Below are 26,444 nucleotides of genomic sequence, written 5' to 3'. Positions count from 1 at the left end.
TGCGCTACGTCCGCAGTGCCCCCGGCACCTGTGTCCGGCCCTCCGGGGCGGAGCGATTCGTGGGGTTCGTCGTCACCATCAGGCCGGCGATCAGGCCGGCCAGGAGCATGATGCCGGCGGCCCACCAGATGGCGACCGTGTAGCCGTGGACGACGGCTTCCTCGGCCATCCGGGCCCGGTCGCCCGGGTCGGCGAGGCGGGCGGTGACGTAGGCGGTGCTGCTGGTGGTGGCGATGGTGTTGAGGAGGGCCGTGCCAATCGAGCCGCCGACCTGTTGGGAGGTGTTGAGGGTCGCGGAGGTGACGCCGGAGTCCTGCGGGGCGATGCCCGCGGTGGCGGTGGAGAAGACCGGCATGAAGGTCAGGCCCATGCCGAGGCCCAGGCAGATCAGGGCGGGGAGGATGTCGGTCGCGTACGAGCTGTCCACCGTCATCCGGGTGAGGATCACCATGCCGGACGAGGCGAGGATCATGCCGGGGACCATGAGCATGCGGGGCGGTACGCGGTTGATCAGGCGGGCCGAGATCTGGGTGGAGCCGGTGATGATCGAGGCGGTGAGGGGGAGGAAGGCGAGGCCTGTCTGCACGGGGGAGTAGGCGAGGACGACCTGCAGGTAGTACGTCATGAAGAGGAACAGGCCGAACATGCCGATGACGGCGAGGCCCATGGTCAGGAAGCAGCCGGCGCGATTGCGGTCCTTGATGACGTGGAGGGGGAGCAGGGGCTTGGGGGCCCGGGTCTGCCACCACACGAACGTGGCGAGGAGCGCGACGCCTCCCGCGAGGAATCCGAGGACCACGGGGTCGGCCCAGCCCCGGGGTTCGGCCTCGCTGAAGCCGTAGACGATCGCGACCAGGCCGCCGCAGCCCAGGAGCACGCCGGGGATGTCGAGGCGGGCACCGGTGTGGCGGGGGCGGTCGCGGAGGAGGGCGAGGGCGCCGAAGACGGCGACGGCGGCGATGGGGACGTTGACGTAGAGGCACCAGCGCCAGTCCAGGTATTCGGTGAGCAGGCCGCCGACGATGAATCCGATGGCGGCGCCGCTGCCGGCCAGGGCGCCGTAGATACCGAAGGCCTTTCCGCGTTCCCTGGGGTCGGTGAAGGTGGTGGTGAGCAGGGAGAGGGCGGAGGGGGCGAGTACGGCGGCGAAGACGCCCTGGAGGGCGCGGGCGCCGAAGAGCATGCCGGAGCCGGTGGCGGCGCCGCCGAGCGCGGAGGCGGCCGCGAAGCCGACGAGGCCGATCACGAAGGCGCGTTTGCGGCCGACCAGGTCGGCGATGCGGCCGCCGAGCAGGAGCAGGCCGCCGAAGGCGAGCGTGTAGGCGGTGATGACCCATTGCCGGTCGCCGTCGGAGATGCCCAGGTCGTGCTGTGCGGAGGGGAGCGCGATGTTCACGATGGTCGAGTCGAGGACGACCATCAGCTGCGCGAGGGCGATGATCACCAGGCCCCACCAGCGGCGGGGGTCGGCGGCTTCGGGATCACCTGCTGGGGTCACGCTCATCCGGTCAGCAGACCATGGATCGAGGCCCTCCGCATCCGCTGGATCATGGTTCCAGGACGACCTTTCCGGTCGTGCCGCGGGTTTCCAGGGCCCGGTGTGCGGCGGCGGCCTCGGCGAGCGGGAAGCGATGTACGGCGGGGGTGAGGCGGCCCTCGGCCGCCTGGGTGAGGGCGCGCAGTTCGAGGGTGCGTACGGGGTCCGGGCCGCCGGCCTTCTGCATCATCAGCGGGCCGAGGACCTGCTCGGACACGCCGTCGACGAGGTAGGGCCCGCCGTCGTGGATGCCCTCCCCGGACCAGCCGAAGACGATGTGTTTGCCGCCGGGGCCGAGCAGGCCGACGGCCTCGCGGGCGACGTCGCCGCCGACGCCGTCGAAGACGACGGTGGCGGTGTCGCCGCCCAGGTAGGCGCGGACCTTGTCCGGCCAGGACGGGTCGTTGTAGTCGACGGCGAGGTCGGCGCCGTTCGCCTGGACGCGGGCGGTCTTCTCCGGGCCGCCGGCGAGGCCGACGACGGTGGCGCCGACGTGCTTGGCGTACTGGACGAGGAGGGTGCCGATGCCGCCGGCGGCGGCCGGGATCACGGCGACGGAGCCGGGGCCGAGCTCGGCGAACTGGAGGATCCCCATGGTCGTACGGCCTGTGCCGATCATGGCGACGGCCTGGGCGAAGTCCAGGTTCGCGGGGATCTCGTGGACGCGTTCGACGTCCGTGACGGCGAGTTCGGCGTAGCCCCCGGGAGCGAACCCGAGGTGGGCGACCACGCGCTTGCCGAGCCACAGTCCGGCGACGCCCTCGCCAAGGGCCTCGACGACACCGGCGACCTCGCGGCCGGGAATCGTGGGCAGGGTGGGCGGCGCGGGGAGGGGGCCCTGCATGCCCTCGCGCAGGGCGGTGTCCAGGAGATGGACCCCGGCCGCCGCCACGGCGATACGGACCTGGCCTGGGGCGGGCCGGGGGTCGTCGGTCTCCTCGTAGGTGAGGTGGTCGGCCGGGCCGAAGGCGTGCAGGCGGATGGCGTGCATGTGGGGTCCCCCATCGGTCGCTGATGTCGGCGCGTGGGCGCGTGGGCGCGTGGGCGCGTCGGCGTGCTGCCGGCCTGCCGCGCTGCCTTAGTGCCGTGCTGTCGTCGGGACCCACTCTTCAACCTCAAGCATGCTTGAGGTCAAGAGTGTTCCGGCCGAGGGCGAGTGAGACGGCGGTCAGGGCGCTGTTGAAGGAGACCTCGGAGAGGACGCCGGGTGCGGCGACCTGGTCGCCCGCCAGGTAGACGCCGTCGCCGCGGTCGACGGCGGGCCGGTCGCGCCAGCTCGTGCCCGGCAGGTCGACGGCGCCGGTACGGCCGTTCGCGACGGCCTCACGGCGCCAGGTGACGCGCCCGCGCCAGCCCTCGAAGGCGAGGTCGAGAAGCTGCTCGGCACGGGCGATGCCGTCGGCCTTCGTCTCGTGCGGAGCGATCGGGATCTGCCCCTGGATCAGCTGCTCGCCGGCGGGGGCGAGGGAGCGGTCCTGGGCGGTGAAGCGTTCGAGCCAGCCGGAGGAGTCGAGGTCGGAGACGGCGAAGGCGTCGCCGCGCCGGGTGCGTACGGCGAGGTCGACGAGGGTGGTGCGGCCGCCGGCCCAGGTCAGGGAGTCGTCGCCGAGGAGGCGGCGGGCGGCGTCCAGGGAGGTGGCGACGACGACGGGCGTGTCGGTGGGGAGGGTGTCGATCCGGGCGAGAGTCTCCATCCGGACTCCCAGGTTCCAGGCCCGGGAGGCCATCCGGTCGATGACACTGGCCCAGCCGCCGCGCGGGTACTGGGCCTCGGGCGGGAGCTTGGTGGCGCGACGCAGGCGTTCCTGCACGAAGGCCGCGGACAGGGAGCCGGGGTCGTGGTGGAAGAGGGCGACGGCCGAGTAGTGCGCGGCGGCGCGGGCGCCCTCCTCGCCGGTCTGTTCGGTCGCCCAGGTCATGAAGTCGACGTCGACGGGCGCCTGCCGGACGCCGGGGCGCAGCAGCTTGAGCATCGCGAAGGGCGGGGTGCGGCGCAGTACGCCCTTGTGGCGCAGCCGCAGCCGGGCCGCCTCCAGGGGCGGGATCGGCGCGAGCGGGCCGATGAGGTCGCGCTGCCTCAGCCAGGCCCAGTGCGGGCCGCCGCTGTAGAGGGCGTGCGGTCCTTCGTTCGTGCGGTACGGCCCCTCGGCGGTCCGCGCCCGCCCGCCGAGGGTGTGGTGGGCTTCGTAGACGGTGACCTTGGCGCCCGCCTCGGCGGCGGTGAGGGCGGCGGTGAGTCCGGCGAAGCCGCCGCCGATGACGGTGATGCGGTGCATGGTGGGGGTCTCCTTCGGTCGGTTCTGTGGATACGACCGTTGGAGGGCCCCGGAATGTGACATCGCCGGTGTTTGTGCAGGTCAGGGTGATTGTCAGTGGTGGGGTGCAGCATGGGGGCATGGCGAGGAGAGCGGTGGGCGGGACGGGTCGGGCGGGTGGGAGCGGGGTGAAGGCGGCGCGGCGCCCTGAGGTGCGGCTGCCTCCGCTGGAGCCGTACGACGGCGGGGGGCTGGAGCCGGACGGGGACTACGACGGGGTGGAGTTCGTGACGGCGGACTTCGCCGGGCAGGACGGACGGGGCGCCCGCTTCATGGACTGCGCGCTGACGGGGTGCGCGCTGGACGAGACCCGGCTGCACCACGCCCGCTTCCTGGACTCCGTGCTCACCGGCATCCGGGGTGTGGGCACCGACCTGGCCGAGTCGACTCTGCGGGACGTCGAGTTGGTCGACGCCCGGCTCGGCGGGACGCAGATGCACGGAGCCGTCCTGGAGCGGGTCCTGGTCCGCGGCGGCAAGATCGACTACCTGAACCTGCGCACGGCCCGCCTCAAGGACGTCGTCTTCCAGGGCTGCGTGCTCGTCGAGCCGGACTTCGGGGGAGCCCGGCTGGAGCGGGTCGAGTTCGTGGACTGCGAGCTGAAGGGGGCGGATCTCAACGCGGCCACGCTGAAGGACGTCGACCTGCGCGGTGCCGCTTCGCTGGAGATCGCTCGTGGCGTGGACCGGCTGGCGGGGGCGGTGATCAGTCCGGCTCAACTGCTGGATCTGGCGCCGGTGTTGGCGGCGGAGATGGGGGTTCGGGTGGAGGGGTGAAGGCTGTTCCAGCCCGCCGTAGGTGAGAGAGAAAGGGACGCGGCGGTTCAGGCCCGGGGGAAGCGCGCCTGGAGGGTCCAGATCGCCGGGTTCTCGCCCAGGTCGTCGTGCAGGTCGATCAGGTCGGCGATCAGGTCGTGCAGGAAGTCCCGGGCCTCCTTGCGGAGTTCGGCGTGAGAGAAGCTCAGCGGGGGCTCCTCGGCCGGCATCCAGTCGGCCTCGATGTCCACCCAGCCGAAGCGGCGCTCGAAGAGCATGCGGTCGGTGGACTCGGTGAAGTCGAGCTCCGCGCGCTGCGGGCGGGCGGCGCGGGAGCCGGCCGGGTCGCGGTCGATCTGCTCGACGATGTCGCACAGGGCCCACGCGAAGTCGAGCACCGGAACCCATCCCCAGGCCGTGGACAGCTCCCGGTCCGCCTTGGTGTCGGCGAGGTAGACGTCCCCGCAGAACAGGTCGTGGCGCAGGGTGTGGACGTCCGCGCGGCGGTAGTCGGTCTGCGGGGGGTCCGGGAAGCGGTTGGAGAGGGCGTAGCCGATGTCGAGCACGTACGAGATGGTGCCACGCGCGTCCTCGTAGGATCACCGGCGTGTCCCGATCCGCACCCGTTGCCCGGACCTGTACGTCCCGGCTTCCCGCCCTCGCCCTGGTCCTGGCCCTCACCCTGACCGCGTGCGGTGGCGGGGAGGCGTCCGGCGGCCCCGGCGATTTTGGTGCGGGCGACCCGTACTTCCCGAAGGCGGGCAACGGCGGGTACGACGTCACGCACTACGACCTGGACCTCGGCTACGAGCCCGGCACCGGCCATCTGACCGGCACGGCGACGATCAGCGCCCGCGCCACCCAGGACCTCTCCGCCTTCGACCTCGACCTCGAGGGGCTCGACGTCGGCGGGGTCACCGTGGACGGCGAGGACGCCCGCTGGGACCGCGCCGGGCAGGAGCTGACCGTGCGCCCACGCGAAGGGCTCGGCGAGGACGAGACCTTCCGCGTGACCGTCCGCTATTCCGGCACCCCGGTGACGATCACCGATCCGGACGGCTCCCAGGAGGGCTGGCTGCGCACCGCGGACGGGGCGCTCGCCCTCGGAGAGCCGACGGGTTCGATGGCGTGGTTCCCCGGCAACCACCACCCCTCGGACAAGGCGTCGTACGAGGTCACGGCCACCGTGCCGGAGGGGCTGCGGGCCGTGTCCAACGGCGAGCTGGTGGGCGAGCGGACCGGCGGGGGCCGTACGGCGTTCACCTGGCGCACCGCCGAGCCCATGGCGAGTCACGTGACCACGGTCGCCGTCGGTGACTACGACATCCGCCGCTCCACCACCGCCGACGGCCTGCCCGTGTACGTCGCCGTCGACCCGACCCTGGCCGCGGCGAGCCGGAAGGTGCTGCAGGGGATCCCCGAGATCATGGAGTGGGCCACGGAGATTTTCGGGCCGTACCCCTTTTCCTCCACCGGAGCGATCGTCGACCGCGCCGGCGACGCCGGCTACGCCCTGGAGACCCAGAACCGGCCCGTCTTCCCGGGCGTCCCCGACACCGGGCTCCTCGTCCACGAACTCGCCCACCAGTGGTTCGGCAACTCGGTCACGCCGAAGACCTGGCAGGACATGTGGCTCAACGAGGGCTTCGCGACGTACGCGGAGTGGCTGTGGCAGGAGGAGCACGGCGGCGACAGCGCCCAGCAGACCTTCGACGCGCTGTACGACCACGGCGAGGAGACCTACGAGGACCTCTGGTCCTTCCCGCCCGCCGAGCCGGCGAGCGCCGCGCACCTCTCCGACAGCCCCGTCTACGAGCGAGGCGCGATGGTCCTGCACCGGCTCCGTCAGACGGTCGGTGACACCGCCTTCCGCACCCTGCTGCGCGGCTGGGCCGCCGCCCACCGGCACGGCAACGCGGACACGGCCGACTTCACGGCGTACGTGGAGCGGCAGGCGCCGGGCAAGGACGTCGACGCGATCTGGGCGGACTGGCTGTACGGGGACGGGAAGCCGGCGCCCGCCCAGGAGTGAGGGGGCGGGTGGCGGGGACGCCGAAGCCCCCGGCCGTCACGACGGTCGGGGGCTTCGGCGGAGCTGCGGGTGGACGTCGGATCAGACGTTCACGCCGAAGTCCTGGGCGATGCCGACCAGGCCCGAGGCGTAACCCTGGCCGACCGCGCGGAACTTCCACTCGGCGCCGTTGCGGTAGAGCTCGCCGAAGACCATGGCCGTCTCCGTGGCCGCGTCCTCCGAGAGGTCGTAGCGGGCGATCTCGGCGCCGCCCGCCTCGTTCAGGATGCGGATGTAGGCGTTGCGCACCTGGCCGAAGTTCTGCGAGCGGTTCTCGGCGTCGTAGATCGAGACCGGGAACACGATCTTCTCGATGTCGGCCGGGAGGCCGGCGAGGTTGACCTTGATCGCCTCGTCGTCGCCCGCGCCCTCACCGGTGCGGTTGTCACCGGTGTGGATGATGGTCTGGTCCGGGGTCTGCTTGTTGTTGAAGAACACGAAGTGGCCGTCCGAGTAGACCTTGCCCTGCGTGTTGACCGCGATCGCGGAGGCGTCGAGGTCGAAGTCCGTGCCGGTGGTGGTGCGGACGTCCCAGCCCAGGCCCACGGTGACGGCGGTCAGGCCCGGAGCCTCCTTGGTGAGCGAGACGTTGCCACCCTTGGACAGGCTTACAGCCATTGTTGGGAGTCCTTCCCTCGTTAGACATACGGCAGCATGAAGCTACAGCTACCGGTATCAACGCGGAGAGGGGTACGCGAGGTTCCTGGTCTCTTTACTTTCTTTACCGAGCTGTTCCCCTGCCGCGCCGATAATCGCGTGACGTGGACCGGACAGCTCGGGGAACATGGACGTCATGTCCGGTCCCTACGTCATCCGCGGCTCCGTCTCGCTCCCCGAGGCCGAGCTCCTCTGGCGTTTCTCCCGGTCCTCCGGGCCCGGCGGACAGCACGTCAACACCAGCGACACCCAGGTGGAGCTTCGCTTCGACCTCGCCCGTACCGAGGCACTGCCCGACGTGTGGAAGCAGCGGGCCCTGGCCACGCTGGCCGGCCGGCTCGTCGACGGCGTCGTCACCGTGCGCGCCTCCGAGCACCGCTCCCAGTGGCGCAACCGCGAGACCGCCGCCGTACGCCTGGCCTCTCTCCTCGCCGAGGCGACGGCCCCGCCGCCCAAGCCGCGCCGGGCCACCCGGATCCCCCGGGGTATCAACGAACGCCGGCTGCGGGAGAAGAAGCAGCGCTCGGACACCAAGCGGGGGAGAACCGGCCGCGACTGGGGATGACCCCCGGGGCGTCGCTACGACAGGTCCAGCACCCCGACGATCTCCCCCTCGCTCGTCTCCCCGTCGGTACGGAAGCCGAGCTTCGGATAGAAGTTCTCGGGGGAGTGGGGACCGGTGTGCCAGGTGACGTACATCTCCTTGCCGCCCCTGCGGCGGATCTCGGCCGCCACCGACTCCACGGCGAACCGGCCGTAGCCCCGGCCCTGTTCGCCGGCGGCGATGTTCAGCCGCCACAGGCCGGAGCGGAAGAGGGTGCCGTCCTCCTTCCAGTCGATGCCGAAGAAGGCCATCAGGAAGCCGACGGGGCGGTCGCCGTCGACGATCAGGCGGGGCCAGGCGACGCCGGCGGGGTGGACGTACGCCTCGGCGAGGGACTGCATCACCGGGGAGACCGCGAATTCCTGTTCAGGGCGGACCTTTATGCCGGTGGCGGCCTCGAAGTTGTGGGGTGTGATCTCCACGAGGCGCGGTGCGGGAGTCGTCGTCATGCGCGCACCCTAGGCAGGCGGGCCGGGGGGAGGCGATCGAATTCCCGGCTCAGCCCAACTGCCGGTACCGGCCCCGGAAATACGTCAGCGGGCCGCCGTCCGCGCTCGGTACGGCCGCCGTCAGGACCCGGCCGATCACCAGGACGTGGTCGCCGGCCGGCACGCGCTGTTCCGTGCGGCACTCCAGCGTGGCCAGGGCGCCGCCCACCAGGGGAGCGCCGGACGCCTCGCCGCGGACGTACGGGATGTCCTCGAAGAGGAGACGGTCGCTGATGCGGTTCTTCATGGCGAAGCGGCCGGCGATGTGCCGCTGGCTCTCGGAGAGCACCGACACCGCCCACAGGGGCTGCTCGTCGAGCAGGTCGTCCATGCGGGAGCCCTCGCGCAGGCTGACCAGCACCAGGGGCGGGTCGAGGGAGACCGACATGAAGGCCGTCGCGGTCATGCCGACGTCCTCGCCGGTCGGCGCCTGCGGGTCGTCCGCGTCGAGCGACGCCTCCCGCGCGGTCACCAGGACCACGCCGGCGGCCAGCCGGGACAGGGCTGCTCGGAACTCGTCGTTGCTCACCCCCACAGCATGCCCGGCGGCGGGAGCGGCGAGGGTGGCGGGCGGGGCGGGGAGAGTGTTCGGCACGCTCGGAACGCTAGCCGTCGGTCCGTGCGCGCCGCATCGGGCCTCCGGCCGAGACCGGTCCTAGGACTCGCGGACGAGTTTCCGTGTGTACTCTCTGTGTTCCGTTCGTGGTGTTCCGTTCGCGGTCTTCCCCACGGTCATCACATTCACAAGAACTTTGCGTTCAGTAAACGCACAGGGAAAATGCAGAAACCCCACTCAATTGCTCATCTTTCGCTGTGACTTGAGTCACAAGAGAGACTAATTGTTGACCCTGTGTACCGAGTGGGCAGCGCGCTGTGATTCAGTGGCAGGGAAGCTGCCAGGACGATACGCCGATGAGAACCCTTGATTCGCTGCGAGGTCTCGGGGGGGGAGGGCGAGCATGGAGAGCGAGTCGGAGCCCTACGTCCGCCTTGCGTCCCTGCGGCAGCTGCACCAGGTCATGGCCGACATGAACACGGCCCGCAGCCTCGCCGACACACTGCAGACCGTGGCCGACGGCGTGGTCCAGGCCCTCGGGTACGAGCTGGCGTGCGTGAACCTCGTACGCCCCGACGGTGACCTCGTCGTCGCCGCCTTCGCGGGCAACGCGGCCGCCGAGGCGCTGATCACCGGACGCGTCGGTTCCCGGGACTCCTGGGAGCGCCGGCTGGCCATGGGTGAACACTGGGGCGACCTGGTCTTCATACCGCACACCGAGGGCTGGGTCCTCGACGACGACGACGTCCCGCAGTGGTACACCGACGGGCCCGCGCCCCGCTTCGAGGACGAGTGGCACCCCTCCGACCGGCTCTTCGCTCCCATGTTCACGCCCGGCCCGCCCGGCGGCGTGAGCGGTGAGCTGATCGGCGTGCTGTCCGTGGACCGGCCGCGCAACGGCCGCCGTCCGGGCGCATGGGGGCGCGAAGCGCTCCAGATGTATGCCTTCCAGGCCGCCATCGCGATCAGCAACGCGCGTCTACGTGCCAACATGCAGCGTGCACTGGTCAGGCTCGAAAGGGAGCAGCAGGCCCTGCGCGCCAGCGAGGAAAGCTTCCGGCAGGCCTTCGAGTACGCCCCCTCCGGCATGGCCATCGCCGAGATGGGCGGCGACCAGCACGGCCGGATCCTGCGCACCAACGACGCCCTGTGCCGGCTGCTGGGCCGCCCCGCCTCCGCGATGCGCCGCTACTCCTTCTCCGACCTCGTCCACCCCGAGGACATAGGCACCCTGCTCCGCACCTCCGCCGAGGGCGGCCGCGCGGAACTCCGGCTCGGCCGCCGCGACGGCACGTACATCTGGGTCCACCTGCGCAACTCCGTCGTCGCCGACGCGGCCGACGGCCCCCGCTTCCTCCTCACGCACGTCGAGGACATCGAGGAGCGCAAGCGCCGCGAACTGCAGCTCGCCCACCGCGCCTCGCACGACGCGCTCACCGGCCTGCCGAACTCCGCCGAGCTGCGCTCCCGGCTCGCCTCCCGCCTGTGCCGGCGCGCCGACCACGCGAGCGCCCTGGAGCCGGTGGACGCCGCGTACAGCCACCCCGTCTTCGACACGGGCGGCCACGGCTTCGACTTCCGGCCGGGTACCGAGGCGTACGACAACTACGACCACCACGTGCACACCGTCGCCCCTGAGGGTGAACATGACGACGGCACCAAGGGGCTCGCGGTCCTCTTCTGCGACCTCGACGGCTTCAAGTCGATCAACGACCGGTTCGGGCACAACTCCGGTGACGCGGTCCTCATCGAGGTCGCCCGGCGCCTGTCCCGGGCCGTCCGCGACGGCGACACCGTGGCCCGCCTCGGCGGCGACGAGTTCGTCGTGCTGGCCGACGGGCTCGGCCGGGCCGACGCCCAGGACCTCGCCGTACGCCTGCGCAACGAGATCATCCAGCCCATCCGGGTCGACGGACGGGCCATGCGGGTCGGCGCCAGCTTCGGCATCGGCTGGGCCCATTGCGGGATGACGGCGGACGAGGTGTTGAAGTCGGCCGACGAGCGGATGTACGTCGAGAAACGATCGCGTCCCAAACAACACAGACGCGCGGGATGATCCCCAGGTCAGCGAACTGATGCGATCCGAGTCACCCGTTTGGGCCATCAGGAGCGGGTAGGCTCGCCCTTCTCACCACACCAATCGCATCCGCACCGCACCTGTTGAGGAGACCAAGGGATGACGGCCGGCAACAACGGCGCGAGCACGCCCGAGGACGACGACCCGTTCGGCTATCTCTACGCCGACGGGCAGGCCAACGGCGCCCAGCCGCCCTCTGGTGCCGGCGGTTACGGCTATCCGGGCTCCGTCAACCGGGTGCGTGCGGTCGGCCAGCGACAGTACGGCCAGCAGGCTCCGGCCGCCGCGACCGCGCCCTACGGCCAGGTCCCGCAGCAGGGTGCCCAGGGCCAGGCGAGCGCCCACTACGCGGCGCCCGAGACCTTCCCGGGCAGCGCTCCCACCACCCACCAGCCGCAGCCGTCCTACGGCGGTGGCGGCGGCGGCCGGCGCGGCCCCAACACCAAGGGGCTGCTGATCGGCGCGATCGCGGTCGTCGCCGCGGTCGTCATCGGCATCGCGGTGGCGATGACGGTCGGTGACGGCAACGACGACGCGAGCGGGAACGAGGCGTCCGCGACGCCGACGGTTTCGCAGAGCGCGGAGCCGAGCCCGTCGAACAGCAACAGCGCGGCGAGCGAGGACGACCTGCCGACGATCGACGCGAAGGCGCTGGCCCTGGGCGGAACCGCCGCCACCGCCTCCGACGTCAAGGGCGCCAAGGCCGACGGCGGTGTCTACATCACCGGCTTCAACCAGGTCGGCTCCTCGGTCACCTGGACCGTCAACAACATCCCCAAGAGCGGCAAGTACAGCGTGTACGTCGGCTACAGCGTCCCCGGCAAGGACCAGAACGCCACCCTCACGGTCAACGGGACGGCCTCCAACACGCCGGTCGACCTGAAGAACTGGGCGAACGCCGCCGAGGGCGACTACGCGAAGGGCTGGACGCAGACGTACAACTACATCCAGCTCAACAAGGGCACCAACACGATCAAGGTCTCCTGCGAGCAGGGGAACCAGTGCGACGCCCTCCTCGACCAGATGTGGCTGGTGAAGGGCTGGGTCAAGTCGTAGCCGGTCACGCCGCGCCGACCTCCCCCGTCACCGTCACCCGCCCCACCAGCTCCTCATAGGCCTCCCGGTCGAACTCCCCCGCCACCGGCGCCAGCACCGTCGCCGCCGACAGGGCGACCGCGCGGGCCAGCCGGTCCGGCCAGGGGAGTCGTCCGACCAGGCCCGACAGCAGGCCCGCGACCGCCGAGTCGCCGGCGCCGGTCGGATTGCCGTGGACGCGGGCGGGCGGGGCGGCCCGCCAGCGTCCCTCCGGGGTGACGGCGAGCAGGCCCGCGGGGCCCAGGGAGGCGACCACGGATCGGGCACCGCGACGGCGGGCGTCCTGCGTGGCACGCGACGGCTCGTGGGAGCCGGTCAGCTCGGCCAGCTCGTCGGCGTTCGGCTTCACGATGTCGGGGCGGGCGGCCACCCCGCGCCGCAGTGCCTCCCCGCTGGTGTCGAGGAGGACGGGGACACCGGCCGCCTTCGCGGTCCGGACGAGCCCCGCGTACGCCCCGACCGGCACCCCCGGCGGCAGGCTCCCGCACAGAGCGACCGCGGACGCGGACAGGATCAGCTCCTCGTACGCCTCCTGGAAGGCGGACCACTCGGCGGGCGTGACCGTCGGCCCGGGCTCGTTGAGCTGGGTCGTGTCGCCGGTCGCCTCGTCCACGACGGCGATCGTGCGGCGGGTGGCGCCGGCGACCGGGACGAGGGCGTCCGTCAGGCCCGGCACCGCGGTGAGGCCGTCCTGGACGACCTGTCCCGTCGCGCCGCCGACGAAGCCCGTGACCGTCACCTCGTGGCCGAGGGCCGCGAGGACCCGGGCCACGTTCACACCCTTGCCGCCCGGCCGTTCGGTCAGGTCCGTGATCCGGTGGGAGGTGTGCGGGCGCAGGGACCCCACGCGATAGGTGATGTCGAGAGCGGTGTTCGGCGTGACCGTGAGGATCACCTGGCTCGACCTTCCCCGAGGAACAACGCAGAACGCGCTTGCCGTCCGTCTGCCCGAAGGGCCGGTCAGGCCAAACGGACGACGGTCCTCCCAGTTTGACAGGACAACCGCCGCCCACAACAGGCGGACAGATCACCCCAGTTGGGGATCGACCACCCATTCACCCCGGCGCATCACGCCCCTGAGCTCGAAGTCGGCGTCCAGGAGGACCAGGTCGGCGTCCTTGCCGGGCTCCAGGGAGCCGATGGTGTCGTCCAGGCCGAGCAGGCGGGCCGGGTTGGCCGAGAGGGCGGCGACCGCGTCCTCGACGGACAGCCCGTCGACCGTCACCGCCCGCTTGAACGCGCGGTCCTGGGTGAGGGTGGAGCCCGCGATCGAGCCGCCCTCCACCAGCCGGGCCACGCCTGCGGCCACCTCCACCTCCAGCGGGCCGAGCATGTAGCGCCCGTCGCCGAAGCCGGCCGCGTCCATCGCGTCCGTGATGAACGCCACCCGGTCCGCGCCCGCGTGACGGAACGCGAGCTGGAGGGAGGCCGGGTGCAGGTGCGTCCCGTCGTTGATGAGCTCGACGGTGATCCGCTCGTCCTCCAGCAGGGCGGCGATCGGGCCAGGGGCGCGGTGGCCGAGGGCCGGCATCGCGTTGAAGAGGTGGGTGGCGACCGTGGCGCCCGCCTCGATGGCCTCCACCGTCTGCTCGTACGTCGCGTCCGTGTGCCCGATCGCCGCGATCACGCCGTGCTCCGCGAGCAGCCGTACGGAGTCGATGCCGCCGGGCAGCTCGGTGGCGAGGGTCACCATCTTCGCCGTGCCCCGCGCCGCGTCGATCAGCTTGCGGACCTCCGCCGGGTCGGGGTCGCGCAGCAGCTCCTCGGAGTGCGCGCCCTTGCGGCACGGCGAGATGAACGGCCCCTCGAAGTGGATCCCGGCGATCTCCCCCTGTTCGGCCAGCTCGGACAGCAGTCCGGCCCGCTGGGCGAGGAAGTCCATGTCGCCGGTGACCGTGGAGGCGACGAGCGTCGTGGTGCCGTGCAGGCGGTGGGTGTGGATGCCCTGAAGGACCTCGTCGACCGTCCCGGAGGTGAACGAGGCTCCGCCGCCGCCGTGGTTGTGGAGGTCGACGAATCCGGGCACGAGCCAGTGACCGCTCACGTCGATCACCTGGGCGGCTCCCGGCGGGGCGTCGGCGGCGATGCGGGTGCCGGCGACGGTGACGCGGCCGTCGGGCACCGTGCCGGTGGGCAGTACCACGCGGGCGCCGGCGAGTACCCGCGGGTGCCGGTGCGGTGTGGCTGGTCGCGCAGTTCCCCGCGCCCCTGAGGGGGTTGCCATCAGGTTGCTACCTCCGTGCGGTCGGTCGGTTCGAGGAGGTCCCAGGCCAGCAGCCCGGCACCGAGGCATCCAGCCGTGTCCCCCAGGGCCGCGGGGACGATCGACGGCAGTTTCTGGAAGGTGACCCGCCGCCGCACGGCCTCCCGCAGCGGTGTGAACAAGGTTTCCCCCGCCTCGGCGAGCCCGCCACCGATGATGAGCGTGCGCGGGTCCAGCAGGGTGAGCGCGGTGACCAGTCCGTCGGCCAGGGCGTCGACGGCATCCCGCCACACGCGTACGGCCTTCGGATCGCCGGACGCGACGGCCTTCGCGCAGTCGGCCGCGTCCGCCCCGGCGTCCCCGGTCGCCGCCGCCCACGCCTGGCTCACCGCCGCCGCGGACGCGTACCGCTCCAGACAGCCGCGCTGCCCGCACGGACAGAGCGCCCCTCCGGGCCGTACGACGATGTGACCGATCTCGCCCGCGAAGCCGTGGGCACCCGACTCCACCCGGCCGCCGATGCCGATGGCGCCCGCGATGCCGGTGCCGAGGGGAACGAACAGGAAGCGGTCGGCCCCCTTGCCCGCGCCGATCCGGCCCTCCGCGAGGCCGCCGGTGCGGACGTCGTGGCCGAGGGCGACCGGGACTCCGCCCAGTCGCTCGCCGAGCAGTGCGCGCAGGGGTACGTCGCGCCAGCCCAGGTTGGCCGCGTAGGCGGCGACGCCCCGCTCCTCGTCGACGATGCCGGGGACGGCGACGCCGGCGGCGGCCGCGGGCTCGCCGAAGCGCTCGATGCCGTACGCGCGCAGCTCGGCGGCGAAGCCGAGGATGCCCTCGACCACCGCGTCCGGCCCGCGTTCGCGCCCGGTGGCGCGCCGGGCCAGGTGCAGCAGCTCGCCGTTCGCCCCTGCCAGGGCGGCCTTCATCCCGGTGCCGCCCACATCGAGGGCGATGACGTGTCTCACGGGGACAGTTTGACCCGTGGACCCTCAAGAGGTCTAGTCCACTCACGTGGTGTAGACCTTAGGGAAATAATATGTATGACTTTTCGAGAGTTTCGATGATCAACAATGTTGGAGCGATGGCAGTGCAGCGGGGTAGGGCGGGAACGATCGCGGCGGTGTCCGCACTGGGCCTGACGGCGGTCCTGGGCGGCTGCGGCCTCACCGGCGAGTCCGGCGAGGTGACGCTGAGGCTGGTCGCCGCCGACTACGGCGACAGCACGGCCAACAGCTCCCGGAAGTACTGGGACGCCCTGGTCAAGGAGTACGAGTCGAAGCACGACGGCGTGCACGTCGACGTGAGCGTCCACTCCTGGAACGACGTCGACCGCGAGGTCAAGGAACTGGTCGACGCCGGCAAGGCGCCCGACATGGCGCAGATCGGCGCGTACGCCGACTACGCGGACGCGGACCAGCTCTACAAGGCCGACGACCTCGTCTCCATCCCCGTCCAGGCCGACTGGATCTCGCAGCTGTCCAACGCGGGCGAGGTCAACGGCGTCCAGTACGGCCTGCCGTTCGCCGCCTCCACGAGGCTGCTCTTCTACAACAAGACCCTCTTCACCGAGGCCGGCCTCACCCCGCCGACGACCTGGGACGAACTCGCCGCGGACGCCGAGGCGCTCAAGGCGGAGGGCGTGAAGTACCCGTACGCGCTGCCCCTCGGGCCGGAGGAGGCGCAGGCCGAGACCATGCAGTGGCTGCTCGGCGGCGGTGGCGGATACACCGACACGCTCGGCACGTACAGCATCGACTCCTCGGAGAACGTCGACACCTTCACCTGGCTCAAGGACGACCTCGTCGGCAAGGGGCTGACCGGGCCGGTCGCCCCCGGCAGGCTCAACCGGGCCGACGCCTTCGCCGCGTTCGCGAACGGGGACGTCGGCATGCTCAACGGGCACCCCTCGCTGATGAAGATGGCCGAGAGGAAGGGTGTGAAGTTCGGCATGGTGCCGATGCCCGGCGAGGACGGCCAGAACAAGATCTCCATGGGGGTCGCCGACTGGATGACCGCCTTCAAGAAGAACGGGCACGCCGAGCAGATCGGCGACTTCCTCGACTTCGTCTACAGCGAGAAGAACGTCCTCGCCTTCTCCCGGGAGTACGACCTGCTCCCGGTCACCAACTCCGCGTCCGAGGTCATGAGCGCGGCGAAGCAGGACGCCGACCTCAAGCCGTTCCTCGACGAGCTGCCGCTGTCCGAGACGTATCCGGTGGGGGAGACGTCCTGGGCACGGGTCAGCGCGGCCGTGAAGAAGGGCATCGGGCAGGCCGTCGCGTCGGGCGGGAGCCCGGCCGCCGTGCTGAGCCGCCTGCAGACGACGGCCGCCCAGGCGCAGGCCGCGCGGTAGGCCACTGCCGGTGCCGGCTGCTCGCGGTGGGCCACTGTCAGTGCCGGCGGCTAGCGTGCGGGCATGGACGAGGAGCAGCGGCTGGACCGCCGGGAGCGGGAGATCCTCGCGCTGGAACGACGGGGCTTCAGCGGACCCGGCGTGAAGGAGCGGGCGATACGCGAGGAGCTGGGGCTGGCGCCGGTGCGCTACTACCAGCTGCTGAACGCGCTGCTGGACGACGAGCGGGCGCTGGCCTTCGACCCGGTGACGGTCAACCGCCTGCGCCGGGTACGGGAAGCGCGACGGGGCGAGCGGTAGGGCTTCGCCTCCTGGAGGCCGAGGGGTGTCGGGAGCGCGGGGCCCTTCGTGGATAGGGTCGAGGCATGGGCAGCCACGCGGAATCCATGGAACCGAACGTCACTGACCCGCTGCCGACGCCGGCGACCTCGGCAGGGCGGGGTGGGCTCGAGGCCCTGCTCGCCCACCCGGGGCGCGCGGTGATCGCGCTCGACTTCGACGGGACGCTCGCGCCGATCGTGGCGGATCCGGAGCAGGCCCGGGCGCATCCGGAGGCGGTGCGGGTGCTGGCCGCGCTCGCTCCGAAGGTCGCCGCCGTCGCCGTGGTCACCGGGCGTCCGGCCGCGGTGGCCGTTCGGCACGGCGGCTTCGCCGGGGTGCCCGGTCTCGAACACCTCGTCGTCCTCGGGCACTACGGCGCCGAGCGCTGGGACGCCCGTACCGGGACGGTCAGCGCACCCGCCCCGCACCCCGGTGTCGCCGCCGTCCGGGCGGAGCTGCCGGGCGTGCTCGGCGAGGCCGGTGTCCGGGAGGGGGCGTGGGTCGAGGAGAAGGGGCGCGCGGTCGCCGTACACACCCGCAGGGCCGCCGATCCGCAGGCCGCCTTCGAGGCCCTGCGCATCCCTCTCACCGAGCTGGCCGCCCGCCACGGACTGATCGTCGAGCCCGGCCGACTCGTCCTCGAACTCCGCCCGCCGGGCATGGACAAGGGCGTCGCCCTCCGGGAGTACGTCCGGGAGATCGACGCCACGTCGGTCCTCTACGCCGGCGACGACCTCGGCGACCTCCCCGCCTTCGCCGCCGTCGACGAACTCCGCTCCGACGGCACACCCGGCCTGCTGGTCTGCAGCGGCAGCGACGAGGTCACCGAGCTGCGGGAGCGGGCGGACGTGGTCGTCGACGGCCCGGAAGGGGTCGTAGGAGTACTGAGGGCTCTCGCCGAGCGGATCGGCAGGTCCTAGCCCAGGCGGCGCAGCGCGTCCAACTGGTCCAGGAACCATCGCGCCGGCGGCAGGGCGGTCGCCGCCGCGGTCAGCCGCTTCGTCCGCTCCGCGCGTTCGCCCGTCGGCATGGTCAGCGCCCGGTGCAGCGCGTCCGCCGTGCCGACCACGTCGTACGGATTGACGGCGATCGCGTCCTCGCCCAGCTCCTCGAAGGCCCCCGCCTCCCGGGACAGCACCAGCACGCATCCCTCGTCGGAGACCAGCGGCACCTCCTTGGCGACGAGGTTCATGCCGTCCCGGATGGGGTTGACGAGGGCCACGTCGGCGAGACGGTACGCGGCCAGGGAGCGCGCGAAGTCGTCCTTCAGGTGCAGCAGGACCGGGGTCCAGCCCGGCGTGCCGTACTCCGCGTTGATCTCGTCCGCCAGCCGCTGCACCTGCGCCATGTACTCCCGGTACACGGCGAGGTCCTGGCGGGACGGGTACGCGAACGCCACGTGCACCACCCGCTCACGCCACTCGGGGTGGTCGACGAGCAGCTGCCGGTAGGCGAGCAGGCCGCGCACGATGTTCTTGGACAGCTCGGTGCGGTCGACGCGGACGATGGCGCGGCGGCCCTCGCCGATCTCCGCCCGCAGGGCCACCATCCGCTCCTCGACGTCCGCCTCGTGCGACCGCTCGCGCAGGAAGTCCGCGTCCGCGCCCAGTCCGTGCACGCCGATCCGGGTGTCCCCGAGGCCCCCGGCGAACTCCGTACAGCAGGCGGTGAAGGCGTCCGCCCAGCGGCGGGTGAGGAAGCCGAGCCGGTCCGCGCCGAGCATGCCGCGCAGGATCTGCCCGGCGATGTCGTCAGGCAGCATCCGGAAGTACTCCGGCGGCGCCCACGGCGTGTGGGAGAAGTGGCCGATCCGCAGGTCCGGGCGCAGCTCGCGGAGCATGCCCGGGACCAGGGTGAGGTGGTAGTCCTGTACGACGACCGCGGCCCCCTGGGCGGCGTCCTCGGCCAGCGCCTCGGCGAACGCGCGGTTGTACGTCTCGTAGGACGCCCACTGCCGCCGGAACTCCGCGTCGAAGACCGGCTCCAGCGGGGTCTGGTACAGCATGTGGTGGACGAACCACAGCACGGAGTTGGCGATGCCGTTGTACGCGTCGGCGTGCACGTCGGCGGGGATGTCGAGCATGTGGACGCCCGGCTCGCCGACGCCGCGCCGCACGGCCTCGCGGTCGCCGTCGCTCAGCGCCGAGCAGACCCACAGGGCGCCCGCGTCGGGTCCGATGGCGGACAGACCCGAGACAAGCCCGCCGCCACCCCTCTTGGCGTGGAGCGAGCCATCCGCACCGTCCGGGCGTACCTCGTACGAAACCGGGCCGCGGTTGGACGCGACAAGTACCTCAGCATGGTGCGTGGAAGCCATACGCCTCAACTTAGCCTGGCCCGGAAACACTCAAACGTTCGGGCGGCTCCGAGGGCCGTAAACAGCCCTGCACGGCCTGTACGGCCCTCGGAGGCCGGGACACGCCCGGTCAGGCGACCTTTCGATGCGCGTACTCCGCGATCTCCACCATCGGCGGCCGCTCCTCCGTGTCCACGGAGTAGGTACGCGGCTCGAAGCCGTCCTCACCCCGTTCGAACTGGGTGAGGGAGGGCCGGACGAGGTGCCCGCGGGCCAGCCGCAGCTGGGCCGTGCGGTAGATCGCGGCGGACATCCGGCCCAGCGCCTGGCCGTCCTGGTGGCGGTGCTTGCGCACCCCCACGTCGACCTGGGCCAGTGCGTCGAGGCCCACCAGGTGCAGGGAGTCGATCAGCATGCCCAGCTCCACGCCGTAGCCCACCGGGAACGGGAGCTGTTCCAGGAGCGAGCGGCGGGCCGCGTACTCGCCGCCGAGCGGCTGGACGAAACCGGCCAGCTGCGGCCAGTGCATGTTCAGCAGCGGGCGGGCCATCAGTTCGGTGACCCGGCCGCCCTGTCCGGCCGTCCTGCCGGAGGCGGGCGAATCCAACTCAGTGCCGAGGGGACGGTCGTACATCCCCTTGACCAGCTGGACCCCGGGTTCGGTGAGCAGCGGCCCCACGATCCCGGAGACGAAGTCGGAGGAGAACTCCTTCAGGTCGGCGTCGATGAAGCAGATGATGTCGCCGTTGGTGGCCAGAAGCGAGCGCCAGAGCACCTCGCCCTTGCCGGGGGCGATCGGAATGCGGGGGAGTATGTCGTCGCGGTGGACGACCCGGGCCCCCGCGGCGGCTGCCACTTCGGAGGTGCGGTCGGTCGATCCCGAGTCGACGACGACGATCTCGTCGACGAGCGGGACCTGTTGCATGAGGTCGTGACGGATCACGGCGACGATGTCACCGACCGTCTCCTCCTCGTTGAGCGCGGGCAGTACGACACTTACCGACTGTCGCGTGGCGCGTTTCGCGGCCAGGATCTTGTGGAGCGGGCGATCGGTCTTCGACCAGGAGCGAGTGCTCAGCCAACGCTCGACCTCATTCAGCACGGTGCGCGGCTCCTCTGCGTTCTCTCGGCGAGCGGGTGATCCATGCTCTCTTGGGGGAACATGTGATCCATCTCGCGGTTCGGACGGCTATCTCAACTGTCCTGGCCTTCGGTTACAGTCTTGAACAACGCTGATGACCATCGCATGTCGGGGTCCGCGTTCCGTTTCAACGATCAACAACTACATACCGCTCATCCAGAGGGGCAGAGGGATACGGCCCGATGAAGCCCCGGCAACCCTCCAGTCGGTTCTCGTCACCAGCGAGGCTCCCGACTAGGGAAGGTGCCAAATCCGTCTCACGGCGAAGTGCGTCGTGAGGAAGATGAGGAGAAAGGGCCTCGCCTCCATGGCTGTGCAGACTGATGCAAGCACCACGAACACCGTAGACCTCGGCCCCGCCGCAGCGCTGAGCTGCCGCGAGTGCGGTCACCGCGTGCCCCTCGGCCCGGTCTTCGCCTGCGAGGAGTGTTTCGGCCCGCTCGAGATCGCCTACGACTTCTCCGCGTACGACACGGAGGAACTCCGCAAGCAGATCGAGGCGGGACCCGCGAACATCTGGCGCTACGCGCCGCTGCTGCCCGTCCCGGCCGACGTGGCGGACAAGCCCAACATCAACCCCGGCTGGACCAAGCTCGTCCAGGCCGACAACCTCGGCCGCGAGCTGGGTGTCGACGCCGGCAAGCTCTTCGTCAAGGACGACTCCGGCAACCCGACGCACTCCTTCAAGGACCGCGTCGTCGCCCAGGCCATCGAGGCCGCCCGCGCCTTCCACTTCACCACCCTCTCCTGCTCCTCCACGGGCAACCTGGCCGGTGCCGTCGGCGCCGCCGCCGCCCGCGCCGGCTTCCGCTCCTGCGTGTTCATCCCGCACGACCTGGAGCAGGGCAAGATCGTCATGGCCGCCATCTACGGCGGCGAGCTCGTCGGCATCGAGGGCAACTACGACGACGTGAACCGCTTCTGCTCCGAGCTGATCGGCGACCCGGCCGGCGAGGGCTGGGGCTTCGTCAACGTCAACCTGCGGCCGTACTACGCCGAGGGCTCCAAGACCCTCGCGTACGAGATCTGCGAGCAGCTCGGCTGGCAGCTCCCGGACCAGCTGGTCGTCCCGATCGCCTCCGGCTCGCAGCTCACGAAGATCGACAAGGGCCTGCAGGAGCTGATCAAGCTCGGGCTCGTCGAGGACAAGCCGTACAAGATCTTCGGTGCCCAGGCCGAGGGCTGCTCGCCGGTGTCCGTCGCCTACAAGGCCGGGCACGACGTCGTCCGCCCGCAGAAGCCGGACACCATCGCCAAGTCGCTCGCCATCGGCAACCCGGCGGACGGGCCGTACGTGCTCGACATCGCGCGGCGTACGGGCGGTGCGGTGGAGGATGTGAACGATGAGCAGATCGTGGATGCGATCAAGCTCCTCGCGCGCACGGAGGGCATCTTCGCGGAGACCGCCGGGGGTGTGACCGTGGGTGTGACGCGCAAGCTGATCGAGAGCGGTCTCCTCGACCCGACGAAGACCACGGTCGTGCTGAACACGGGGGACGGTCTCAAGACGTTGGACGCGGTGGCGGGTACGGGGCTGACTGCGACCATTCGTCCGAACCTGGAGTCGTTCCGCGAGGCAGGCCTCGTCTAGTCCGTCTTCGAGCTGCAGGCCGGTGGGGCTGGTCGCGCCCCGCGGCGGAGCCGCATATCGATACAGTCCCGCGCCCCCAGGCCCGTATCCCTGACCGGAGGTTTCAACCGTGAGCGTTACCGTCCGCATCCCCACCATCCTGCGCACCTACACCGGTGGCAAGGCCGAGGTCGCCGCCGAGGGGGCCACCCTCGCCGAGGTCATCAGCGACCTGGAGAAGAACCACACGGGTATCGCCGCCCGGGTGCTCGACGACCAGGGCAAGCTGCGCCGGTTCGTCAATGTGTACGTCAACGACGACGACGTCCGCTTCGAGCAGGGCCTGGAGACCGCGACCCCGGACGGCGCCGGTGTCTCGATCATTCCGGCCGTCGCCGGCGGCTGATTATTACCGTCGGTAACGCCGGTTACCGAGAGTTTCGTTGAATTGCCCCCTCCGTGAGAGAAGCGGAGGGGGCAATTCAATGTGGTTGAGCGCGGTACAGTTGGGGAACGCGATGCCGATCTCCGGGTCGGAAGCCCTTGATTTCCCCCTGGCACCCGATAAGAAGTAGCCAAAGTGTGTGCTTCTTTCGCGGCTTTTGTGCTTTTTGTGGGGCCCGACTTGCCCCGAATTCGGGTGAATTCTCACCACATTCCGGACCGTGCGCGTCCAGAATTCTCGTCCGATTGACCTGTTGCAGAGGGCAGTTGGACAGATACATTCGGCCGCGGTCGACGCGTTCCGGCGCACGCCCCCAACCATGTGGGGGGTGAGGTCTGACCCGGATCCGCGAAGTGTGGATCTGTGCAAGGGCCAGTAATAGGGGAGTTAGGCATGGCTCAGGGCACCGTCAAGTGGTTCAACGCGGAGAAGGGGTACGGCTTCATCGCGGTCGACGGTGGTGCGGATGTTTTCGTCCACTACAGCGCGATCCAGATGGACGGCTACCGCACCCTGGAGGAAGGTCAGCGGGTCGATTTTGAGATCTCGCAGGGCCAGAAGGGGCCGCAGGCGGACATGGTCCGACTGGCGACCGGCTGAAGCACGCGCCGACTGACAGCGACGTTCTTCTGTTCTTCGGAGGGCTCGTATCCCATGGGGAGTCATGGGTTACGAGCCCTCCGGCATGTCCGGAACAGGTCGCCGCGGCGCGGACCGTTCCCCGGTGGGCGCTTGCGCCCACCCGTCACCCGACCGCCACCCCTCAACGAGCCCGCTTCGCGGGCGCTTGCACTCTCGAGGGGCGAGTGCTAATCATTGGCGTTAGCACTCTGAAGGTGAGAGTGACAACGAGGACCGGGTCGGTGAGGCCCGCAGGCCAAGTGGGGCAAGGAACCACGAGGCAGGCAGGCCGTCCGTCGCGGGCGCCAGCGCGGTCCGGAGAAATCCACCCCCTGTCCGGGAGGACCACTTCACATGGCCAAGATCATCGCGTTCGACGAGGAGGCACGGCGCGGTCTCGAGCGCGGGATGAACCAGCTCGCCGACGCCGTCAAGGTCACCCTTGGCCCCAAGGGCCGCAACGTCGTCCTCGAGAAGAAGTGGGGCGCGCCCACGATCACCAACGATGGTGTTTCCATCGCCAAGGAGATCGAGCTCGAGGACCCGTACGAGAAGATCGGCGCCGAGCTGGTCAAGGAAGTCGCCAAGAAGACGGACGACGTCGCCGGCGACGGAACGACCACGGCGACCGTGCTCGCCCAGGCGCTCGTGCGCGAGGGTCTGCGCAACGTAGCGGCCGGCGCCAACCCGATGGCCCTCAAGCGCGGTATCGAGAAGGCCGTCGAGGCCGTCTCCGGTGCCCTGCTCGAGCAGGCCAAGGATGTCGAGACCAAGGAGCAGATCGCCTCCACGGCCTCCATCTCCGCCGCCGACACCCAGATCGGCGAGCTCATCGCCGAGGCGATGGACAAGGTCGGCAAGGAAGGCGTCATCACCGTCGAGGAGTCCCAGACCTTCGGTCTCGAGCTTGAGCTCACCGAGGGTATGCGCTTCGACAAGGGCTACATCTCGGCGTACTTCGCGACCGACATGGAGCGTATGGAGGCGTCGCTCGACGACCCGTACATCCTGATCGCCAACTCCAAGATCGGCTCCGTCAAGGACCTGCTCCCGCTTCTGGAGAAGGTCATGCAGTCGGGCAAGCCGCTGCTGATCATCGCCGAGGACGTCGAGGGCGAGGCCCTGTCGACCCTGGTCGTCAACAAGATCCGTGGCACCTTCAAGTCCGTCGCCGTCAAGGCCCCGGGCTTCGGTGACCGCCGCAAGGCGATGCTGAACGACATCGCCATCCTCACCGGCGGCGAGGTCATCTCCGAGGAGGTCGGCCTCAAGCTGGAGAACACCTCGATCGACCTTCTGGGCCGTGCCCGCAAGGTCGTCATCACCAAGGACGAGACCACCATCGTCGACGGTGCCGGCTCCTCCGAGCAGGTTCAGGGCCGGGTCAACCAGATCCGCGCCGAGATCGAGAACAGCGACTCCGACTACGACCGCGAGAAGCTCCAGGAGCGCCTGGCGAAGCTCGCGGGCGGCGTGGCCGTCATCAAGGCCGGTGCCGCGACCGAGGTCGAGCTCAAGGAGCGCAAGCACCGCATCGAGGACGCCGTTCGCAACGCGAAGGCGGCCGTCGAGGAGGGCATCGTCGCGGGTGGTGGCGTGGCCCTCATCCAGGCCTCCTCGGTCTTCGAGAAGCTGGACCTGGAGGGTGACGAGCTGACCGGCGCCAACGCCGTGAAGCTGGCCCTGGAGGCCCCGCTCAAGCAGATCGCCGTCAACGGTGGTCTCGAGGGTGGCGTCATCGTCGAGAAGGTGCGCAACCTGCCCGTCGGCCACGGCCTGAACGCCGCGACCGGTGAGTACGTCGACATGATCGCCGAAGGCATCATCGACCCGGCGAAGGTGACGCGCTCTGCCCTGCAGAACGCCGCTTCCATCGCCGCGCTGTTCCTCACCACCGAGGCCGTCATCGCCGACAAGCCGGAGAAGGCGGGCGCTGCCCCGGCCGGCGGCGGCATGCCGGGCGGTGACATGGACTTCTGATCCTTCCGAGGATCGCGAGTTCATCGCTGTACGACAGTGCGGCGCTGTACGACGCCGAGGGCGGTACTCCCTGGAGACAGGGGGTGCCGCCCTCGGGCGTGTCCGGGATCACAACCCAGGCGGAATGCCCTGGCCGGTGGCTCCGTTGGAACCTGCGTACCGTATATGCGCATGCACATACCGTCTGGTCTTATTGGAGCCCCCACGTGACCGCCACCACCACCGAGTCCACCTCCCGCGCGGCCCGCATCCTCTCCCGGCCGACCGCGATCAACGGCCTGACCGTCCCGAACCGCATCGCGATGGCCCCCATGACCCGCGCGTTCTCCCCGGGCGGCATCCCCGGCGCGGACGTGGCGTCGTACTACGCGCGCCGCGCCGCCGCGGGCGTCGGCCTCATCGTCACCGAGGGCACCTACGTCGGCCACGAGTCGGCGGGGCAGAGCAATGACATCCCGCGCTTCCACGGCGAGGAGCAGCTCGCGGGCTGGGCGAAGGTCGCAGCCGACGTGCACGCGGCGGGCGGCACCATCGTGCCGCAGCTGTGGCACATCGGCATGGTGCGCGAGCAGGGCCAGCCGCCCTACGCCGAGGCCCCCGCCGTCGGCCCCTCCGGTCTGCGCATCGGCGCCGACGAGCCCACCGGCAAGGCGATGACCCAGCGCGACCTGGACGACGTCATCGGCGCCTTCGCCGAGGCCGCCGCGGCCGCCGAGCGGATCGGCTTCGACGGTGTGGAGATCCACGGCGCTCACGGCTACCTGGTGGACCAGTTCCTGTGGGCCGGTACCAACCGCCGGACCGACGCCTACGGCGGCGACCCGGTGGCCCGCGCCAGGTTCGCCGAGGAGCTCGTGGCGGCGGTCCGCGAGACCGTCTCCTCCGACTTCCCCGTGATCTTCCGCTACTCGCAGTGGAAGCAGGAGGCCTACCGCGCCCGTCTGGCCGAGACCCCCGAGGAGCTGGAGGCGGTCCTCGCGCCGCTCGCCGCGGCCGGAGTCGACGCCTTCCACGCCTCCACCCGCCGCTACTGGCTGCCCGAGTTCGACGGCTCCGACCTCAACCTGGCCGGCTGGACCAGGAAGCTCACCGGCAAGCCCGTCATCACCGTCGGCTCGGTCGGCCTCGACGGCGACTTCATCAAGGGCTTCATGGGCGAGGGATCCCCGCTCAGGGGCATCGACGACCTGCTCGACCGGCTGGAGGCCGAGGAGTTCGACCTGATCGCCGTGGGCCGCGCCCTGCTCCAGGACCCGGAGTGGGCGGCGAAGGTGCTCTCCGACCGCTTCGACGAGCTGGAGCCTTACGACGCGGCGGCGCTGAAGACCCTGAGCTGAAGAGCCTGAGCCGAAGGCCCTG

At 70.8% G+C, this 26,444-nt stretch carries 25 protein-coding genes and 1 riboswitch; of the genes, 13 read left to right on the top strand and 12 right to left on the bottom strand.

The annotated features are described in order from the left end of the window. Positions 1-4 precede the first annotated feature (4 nt). The 3 genes from KUM49_RS13185 to KUM49_RS13175 all read right to left on the bottom strand — a co-directional run bounded on the left by KUM49_RS13185 (position 5) and on the right by KUM49_RS13175 (position 3,813). Positions 5-1,504 (bottom strand): MFS transporter, encoded by a 1,500-nt coding sequence (locus tag KUM49_RS13185; RefSeq protein WP_217236979.1) that lies wholly within the window; start codon positions 1,502-1,504, stop codon positions 5-7. A gap of 43 nt (positions 1,505-1,547) precedes the next feature. Next, positions 1,548-2,528 (bottom strand): zinc-binding dehydrogenase, encoded by a 981-nt coding sequence (locus KUM49_RS13180; protein WP_217236978.1) that lies wholly within the window; start codon positions 2,526-2,528, stop codon positions 1,548-1,550. Between the two features lie 124 nt (positions 2,529-2,652). Continuing rightward, the gene (locus KUM49_RS13175) at positions 2,653-3,813 is read right to left on the bottom strand and encodes an NAD(P)-binding protein (RefSeq protein ID WP_217236977.1); all 1,161 of its coding nucleotides are present in this window, start codon (positions 3,811-3,813) and stop codon (positions 2,653-2,655) included. A gap of 119 nt (positions 3,814-3,932) precedes the next feature. On the opposite strand from KUM49_RS13175, the gene KUM49_RS13170 reads away from it, so the two are divergent. Continuing rightward, on the top strand, positions 3,933-4,628 hold the full coding sequence (locus tag KUM49_RS13170) for a pentapeptide repeat-containing protein (protein ID WP_217236976.1): 696 nt from the start codon (positions 3,933-3,935) through the stop codon (positions 4,626-4,628). A gap of 47 nt (positions 4,629-4,675) precedes the next feature. On the opposite strand, the gene KUM49_RS13165 is transcribed toward KUM49_RS13170, so the two are convergent. Beyond that, complete coding sequence (locus KUM49_RS13165) at positions 4,676-5,173, bottom strand: hypothetical protein (protein ID WP_217236975.1); 498 nt, start codon at positions 5,171-5,173, stop codon at positions 4,676-4,678. Between the two features lie 41 nt (positions 5,174-5,214). Here KUM49_RS13165 and KUM49_RS13160 point away from each other — a divergent pair, with 41 nt between their 5' ends. Next, the gene (locus tag KUM49_RS13160) at positions 5,215-6,639 is read left to right on the top strand and encodes a M1 family metallopeptidase (RefSeq protein ID WP_217236974.1); all 1,425 of its coding nucleotides are present in this window, start codon (positions 5,215-5,217) and stop codon (positions 6,637-6,639) included. 81 nt (positions 6,640-6,720) lie between these two features. Here KUM49_RS13160 and KUM49_RS13155 read toward each other — a convergent pair whose 3' ends face one another. Next, positions 6,721-7,296, bottom strand: coding sequence for a TerD family protein (locus KUM49_RS13155; RefSeq protein ID WP_217236973.1), 576 nt, complete (start codon positions 7,294-7,296; stop codon positions 6,721-6,723). A gap of 166 nt (positions 7,297-7,462) precedes the next feature. Between KUM49_RS13155 and arfB the strand changes: the two genes are divergently transcribed. Next, complete coding sequence (gene arfB, locus KUM49_RS13150) at positions 7,463-7,900, top strand: alternative ribosome rescue aminoacyl-tRNA hydrolase ArfB (RefSeq protein WP_217236972.1); 438 nt, start codon at positions 7,463-7,465, stop codon at positions 7,898-7,900. A 14-nt stretch (positions 7,901-7,914) separates the two neighbouring features. Here the strand turns inward: arfB and KUM49_RS13145 are convergent, their stop codons facing one another. Next, on the bottom strand, positions 7,915-8,388 hold the full coding sequence (locus KUM49_RS13145) for a GNAT family N-acetyltransferase (protein ID WP_217236971.1): 474 nt from the start codon (positions 8,386-8,388) through the stop codon (positions 7,915-7,917). Positions 8,389-8,437: 49 nt separating this feature from the next. After that, positions 8,438-9,022, bottom strand: coding sequence for a flavin reductase family protein (locus KUM49_RS13140; RefSeq protein WP_217236970.1), 585 nt, complete (start codon positions 9,020-9,022; stop codon positions 8,438-8,440). Positions 9,023-9,386: 364 nt separating this feature from the next. Here KUM49_RS13140 and cdgB point away from each other — a divergent pair, with 364 nt between their 5' ends. Further along, positions 9,387-11,039, top strand: a complete 1,653-nt coding sequence (gene cdgB / locus KUM49_RS13135; RefSeq protein ID WP_217236969.1) for a diguanylate cyclase CdgB — start codon at positions 9,387-9,389, stop codon at positions 11,037-11,039. Between the two features lie 120 nt (positions 11,040-11,159). Next, positions 11,160-12,116 (top strand): CBM35 domain-containing protein, encoded by a 957-nt coding sequence (locus tag KUM49_RS13130; RefSeq protein ID WP_217236968.1) that lies wholly within the window; start codon positions 11,160-11,162, stop codon positions 12,114-12,116. A 4-nt stretch (positions 12,117-12,120) separates the two neighbouring features. Here the strand turns inward: KUM49_RS13130 and KUM49_RS13125 are convergent, their stop codons facing one another. From KUM49_RS13125 to KUM49_RS13115, 3 genes are all read right to left on the bottom strand, one after another. Then, positions 12,121-13,050, bottom strand: a complete 930-nt coding sequence (locus KUM49_RS13125) for a 1-phosphofructokinase family hexose kinase (RefSeq protein ID WP_217236967.1) — start codon at positions 13,048-13,050, stop codon at positions 12,121-12,123. Between the two features lie 132 nt (positions 13,051-13,182). Next, positions 13,183-14,379, bottom strand: coding sequence for an N-acetylglucosamine-6-phosphate deacetylase (gene nagA, locus KUM49_RS13120; RefSeq protein ID WP_217236966.1), 1,197 nt, complete (start codon positions 14,377-14,379; stop codon positions 13,183-13,185). Next, a complete protein-coding gene (locus KUM49_RS13115; protein WP_217236965.1) occupies positions 14,379-15,323 on the bottom strand; it encodes an ROK family protein in 945 nt (314 codons plus the stop codon). Before KUM49_RS13115 ends, nagA begins: the two co-directional genes overlap by 1 nt. Before the next feature lie 116 nt (positions 15,324-15,439). Between KUM49_RS13115 and KUM49_RS13110 the strand changes: the two genes are divergently transcribed. The 3 genes from KUM49_RS13110 to otsB all read left to right on the top strand — a co-directional run bounded on the left by KUM49_RS13110 (position 15,440) and on the right by otsB (position 17,952). Further along, positions 15,440-16,711 carry an ABC transporter substrate-binding protein gene (locus tag KUM49_RS13110; RefSeq protein WP_217236964.1) on the top strand — a complete coding sequence of 424 codons (1,272 nt, stop codon included), beginning with the start codon at positions 15,440-15,442 and terminating at the stop codon, positions 16,709-16,711. A gap of 63 nt (positions 16,712-16,774) precedes the next feature. Continuing rightward, positions 16,775-17,011, top strand: coding sequence for a DUF3263 domain-containing protein (locus KUM49_RS13105; protein WP_217236963.1), 237 nt, complete (start codon positions 16,775-16,777; stop codon positions 17,009-17,011). Between the two features lie 65 nt (positions 17,012-17,076). Next, a complete protein-coding gene (gene otsB / locus KUM49_RS13100) occupies positions 17,077-17,952 on the top strand; it encodes a trehalose-phosphatase (RefSeq protein WP_217236962.1) in 876 nt (291 codons plus the stop codon). Here otsB and KUM49_RS13095 read toward each other — a convergent pair. Together KUM49_RS13095 and KUM49_RS13090 are read right to left on the bottom strand one after the other, a co-directional pair. Then, a complete protein-coding gene (locus KUM49_RS13095; protein WP_217236961.1) occupies positions 17,949-19,349 on the bottom strand; it encodes a trehalose-6-phosphate synthase in 1,401 nt (466 codons plus the stop codon). The genes otsB and KUM49_RS13095 overlap by 4 nt on opposite strands. Before the next feature lie 109 nt (positions 19,350-19,458). Then, positions 19,459-20,430 (bottom strand): glucosyl-3-phosphoglycerate synthase, encoded by a 972-nt coding sequence (locus KUM49_RS13090; RefSeq protein WP_217236960.1) that lies wholly within the window; start codon positions 20,428-20,430, stop codon positions 19,459-19,461. 188 nt (positions 20,431-20,618) lie between these two features. Further along, positions 20,619-20,759: riboswitch (SAM riboswitch) on the top strand. Between the two features lie 17 nt (positions 20,760-20,776). On the opposite strand from KUM49_RS13090, the gene thrC reads away from it, so the two are divergent. The 5 genes from thrC to KUM49_RS13065 all read left to right on the top strand — a co-directional run bounded on the left by thrC (position 20,777) and on the right by KUM49_RS13065 (position 26,422). Beyond that, entirely contained in the window at positions 20,777-22,060 is a 1,284-nt protein-coding gene (gene thrC / locus KUM49_RS13085; RefSeq protein WP_217236959.1) for a threonine synthase, read from the top strand. Positions 22,061-22,169: 109 nt separating this feature from the next. After that, positions 22,170-22,445: a MoaD/ThiS family protein gene (locus tag KUM49_RS13080; RefSeq protein WP_217236958.1), complete on the top strand. Its 276-nt coding sequence runs from the start codon at positions 22,170-22,172 to the stop codon at positions 22,443-22,445. Positions 22,446-22,877: 432 nt separating this feature from the next. Beyond that, a complete protein-coding gene (locus KUM49_RS13075; RefSeq protein WP_007493268.1) occupies positions 22,878-23,084 on the top strand; it encodes a cold-shock protein in 207 nt (68 codons plus the stop codon). A 375-nt stretch (positions 23,085-23,459) separates the two neighbouring features. Further along, positions 23,460-25,085, top strand: a complete 1,626-nt coding sequence (gene groL, locus KUM49_RS13070; protein ID WP_053749950.1) for a chaperonin GroEL — start codon at positions 23,460-23,462, stop codon at positions 25,083-25,085. A 206-nt stretch (positions 25,086-25,291) separates the two neighbouring features. After that, positions 25,292-26,422 (top strand): NADH:flavin oxidoreductase, encoded by a 1,131-nt coding sequence (locus KUM49_RS13065; protein WP_217236957.1) that lies wholly within the window; start codon positions 25,292-25,294, stop codon positions 26,420-26,422. The last annotated feature ends 22 nt before the right edge of the window (positions 26,423-26,444 follow it).

It is taken from the genome of Streptomyces sp. AC555_RSS877, from assembly GCF_019049245.1.
Taxonomy (GTDB): Bacteria; Actinomycetota; Actinomycetes; order Streptomycetales; family Streptomycetaceae; genus Streptomyces.
This window is presented reverse-complemented; position numbering and strand designations above follow the sequence as displayed.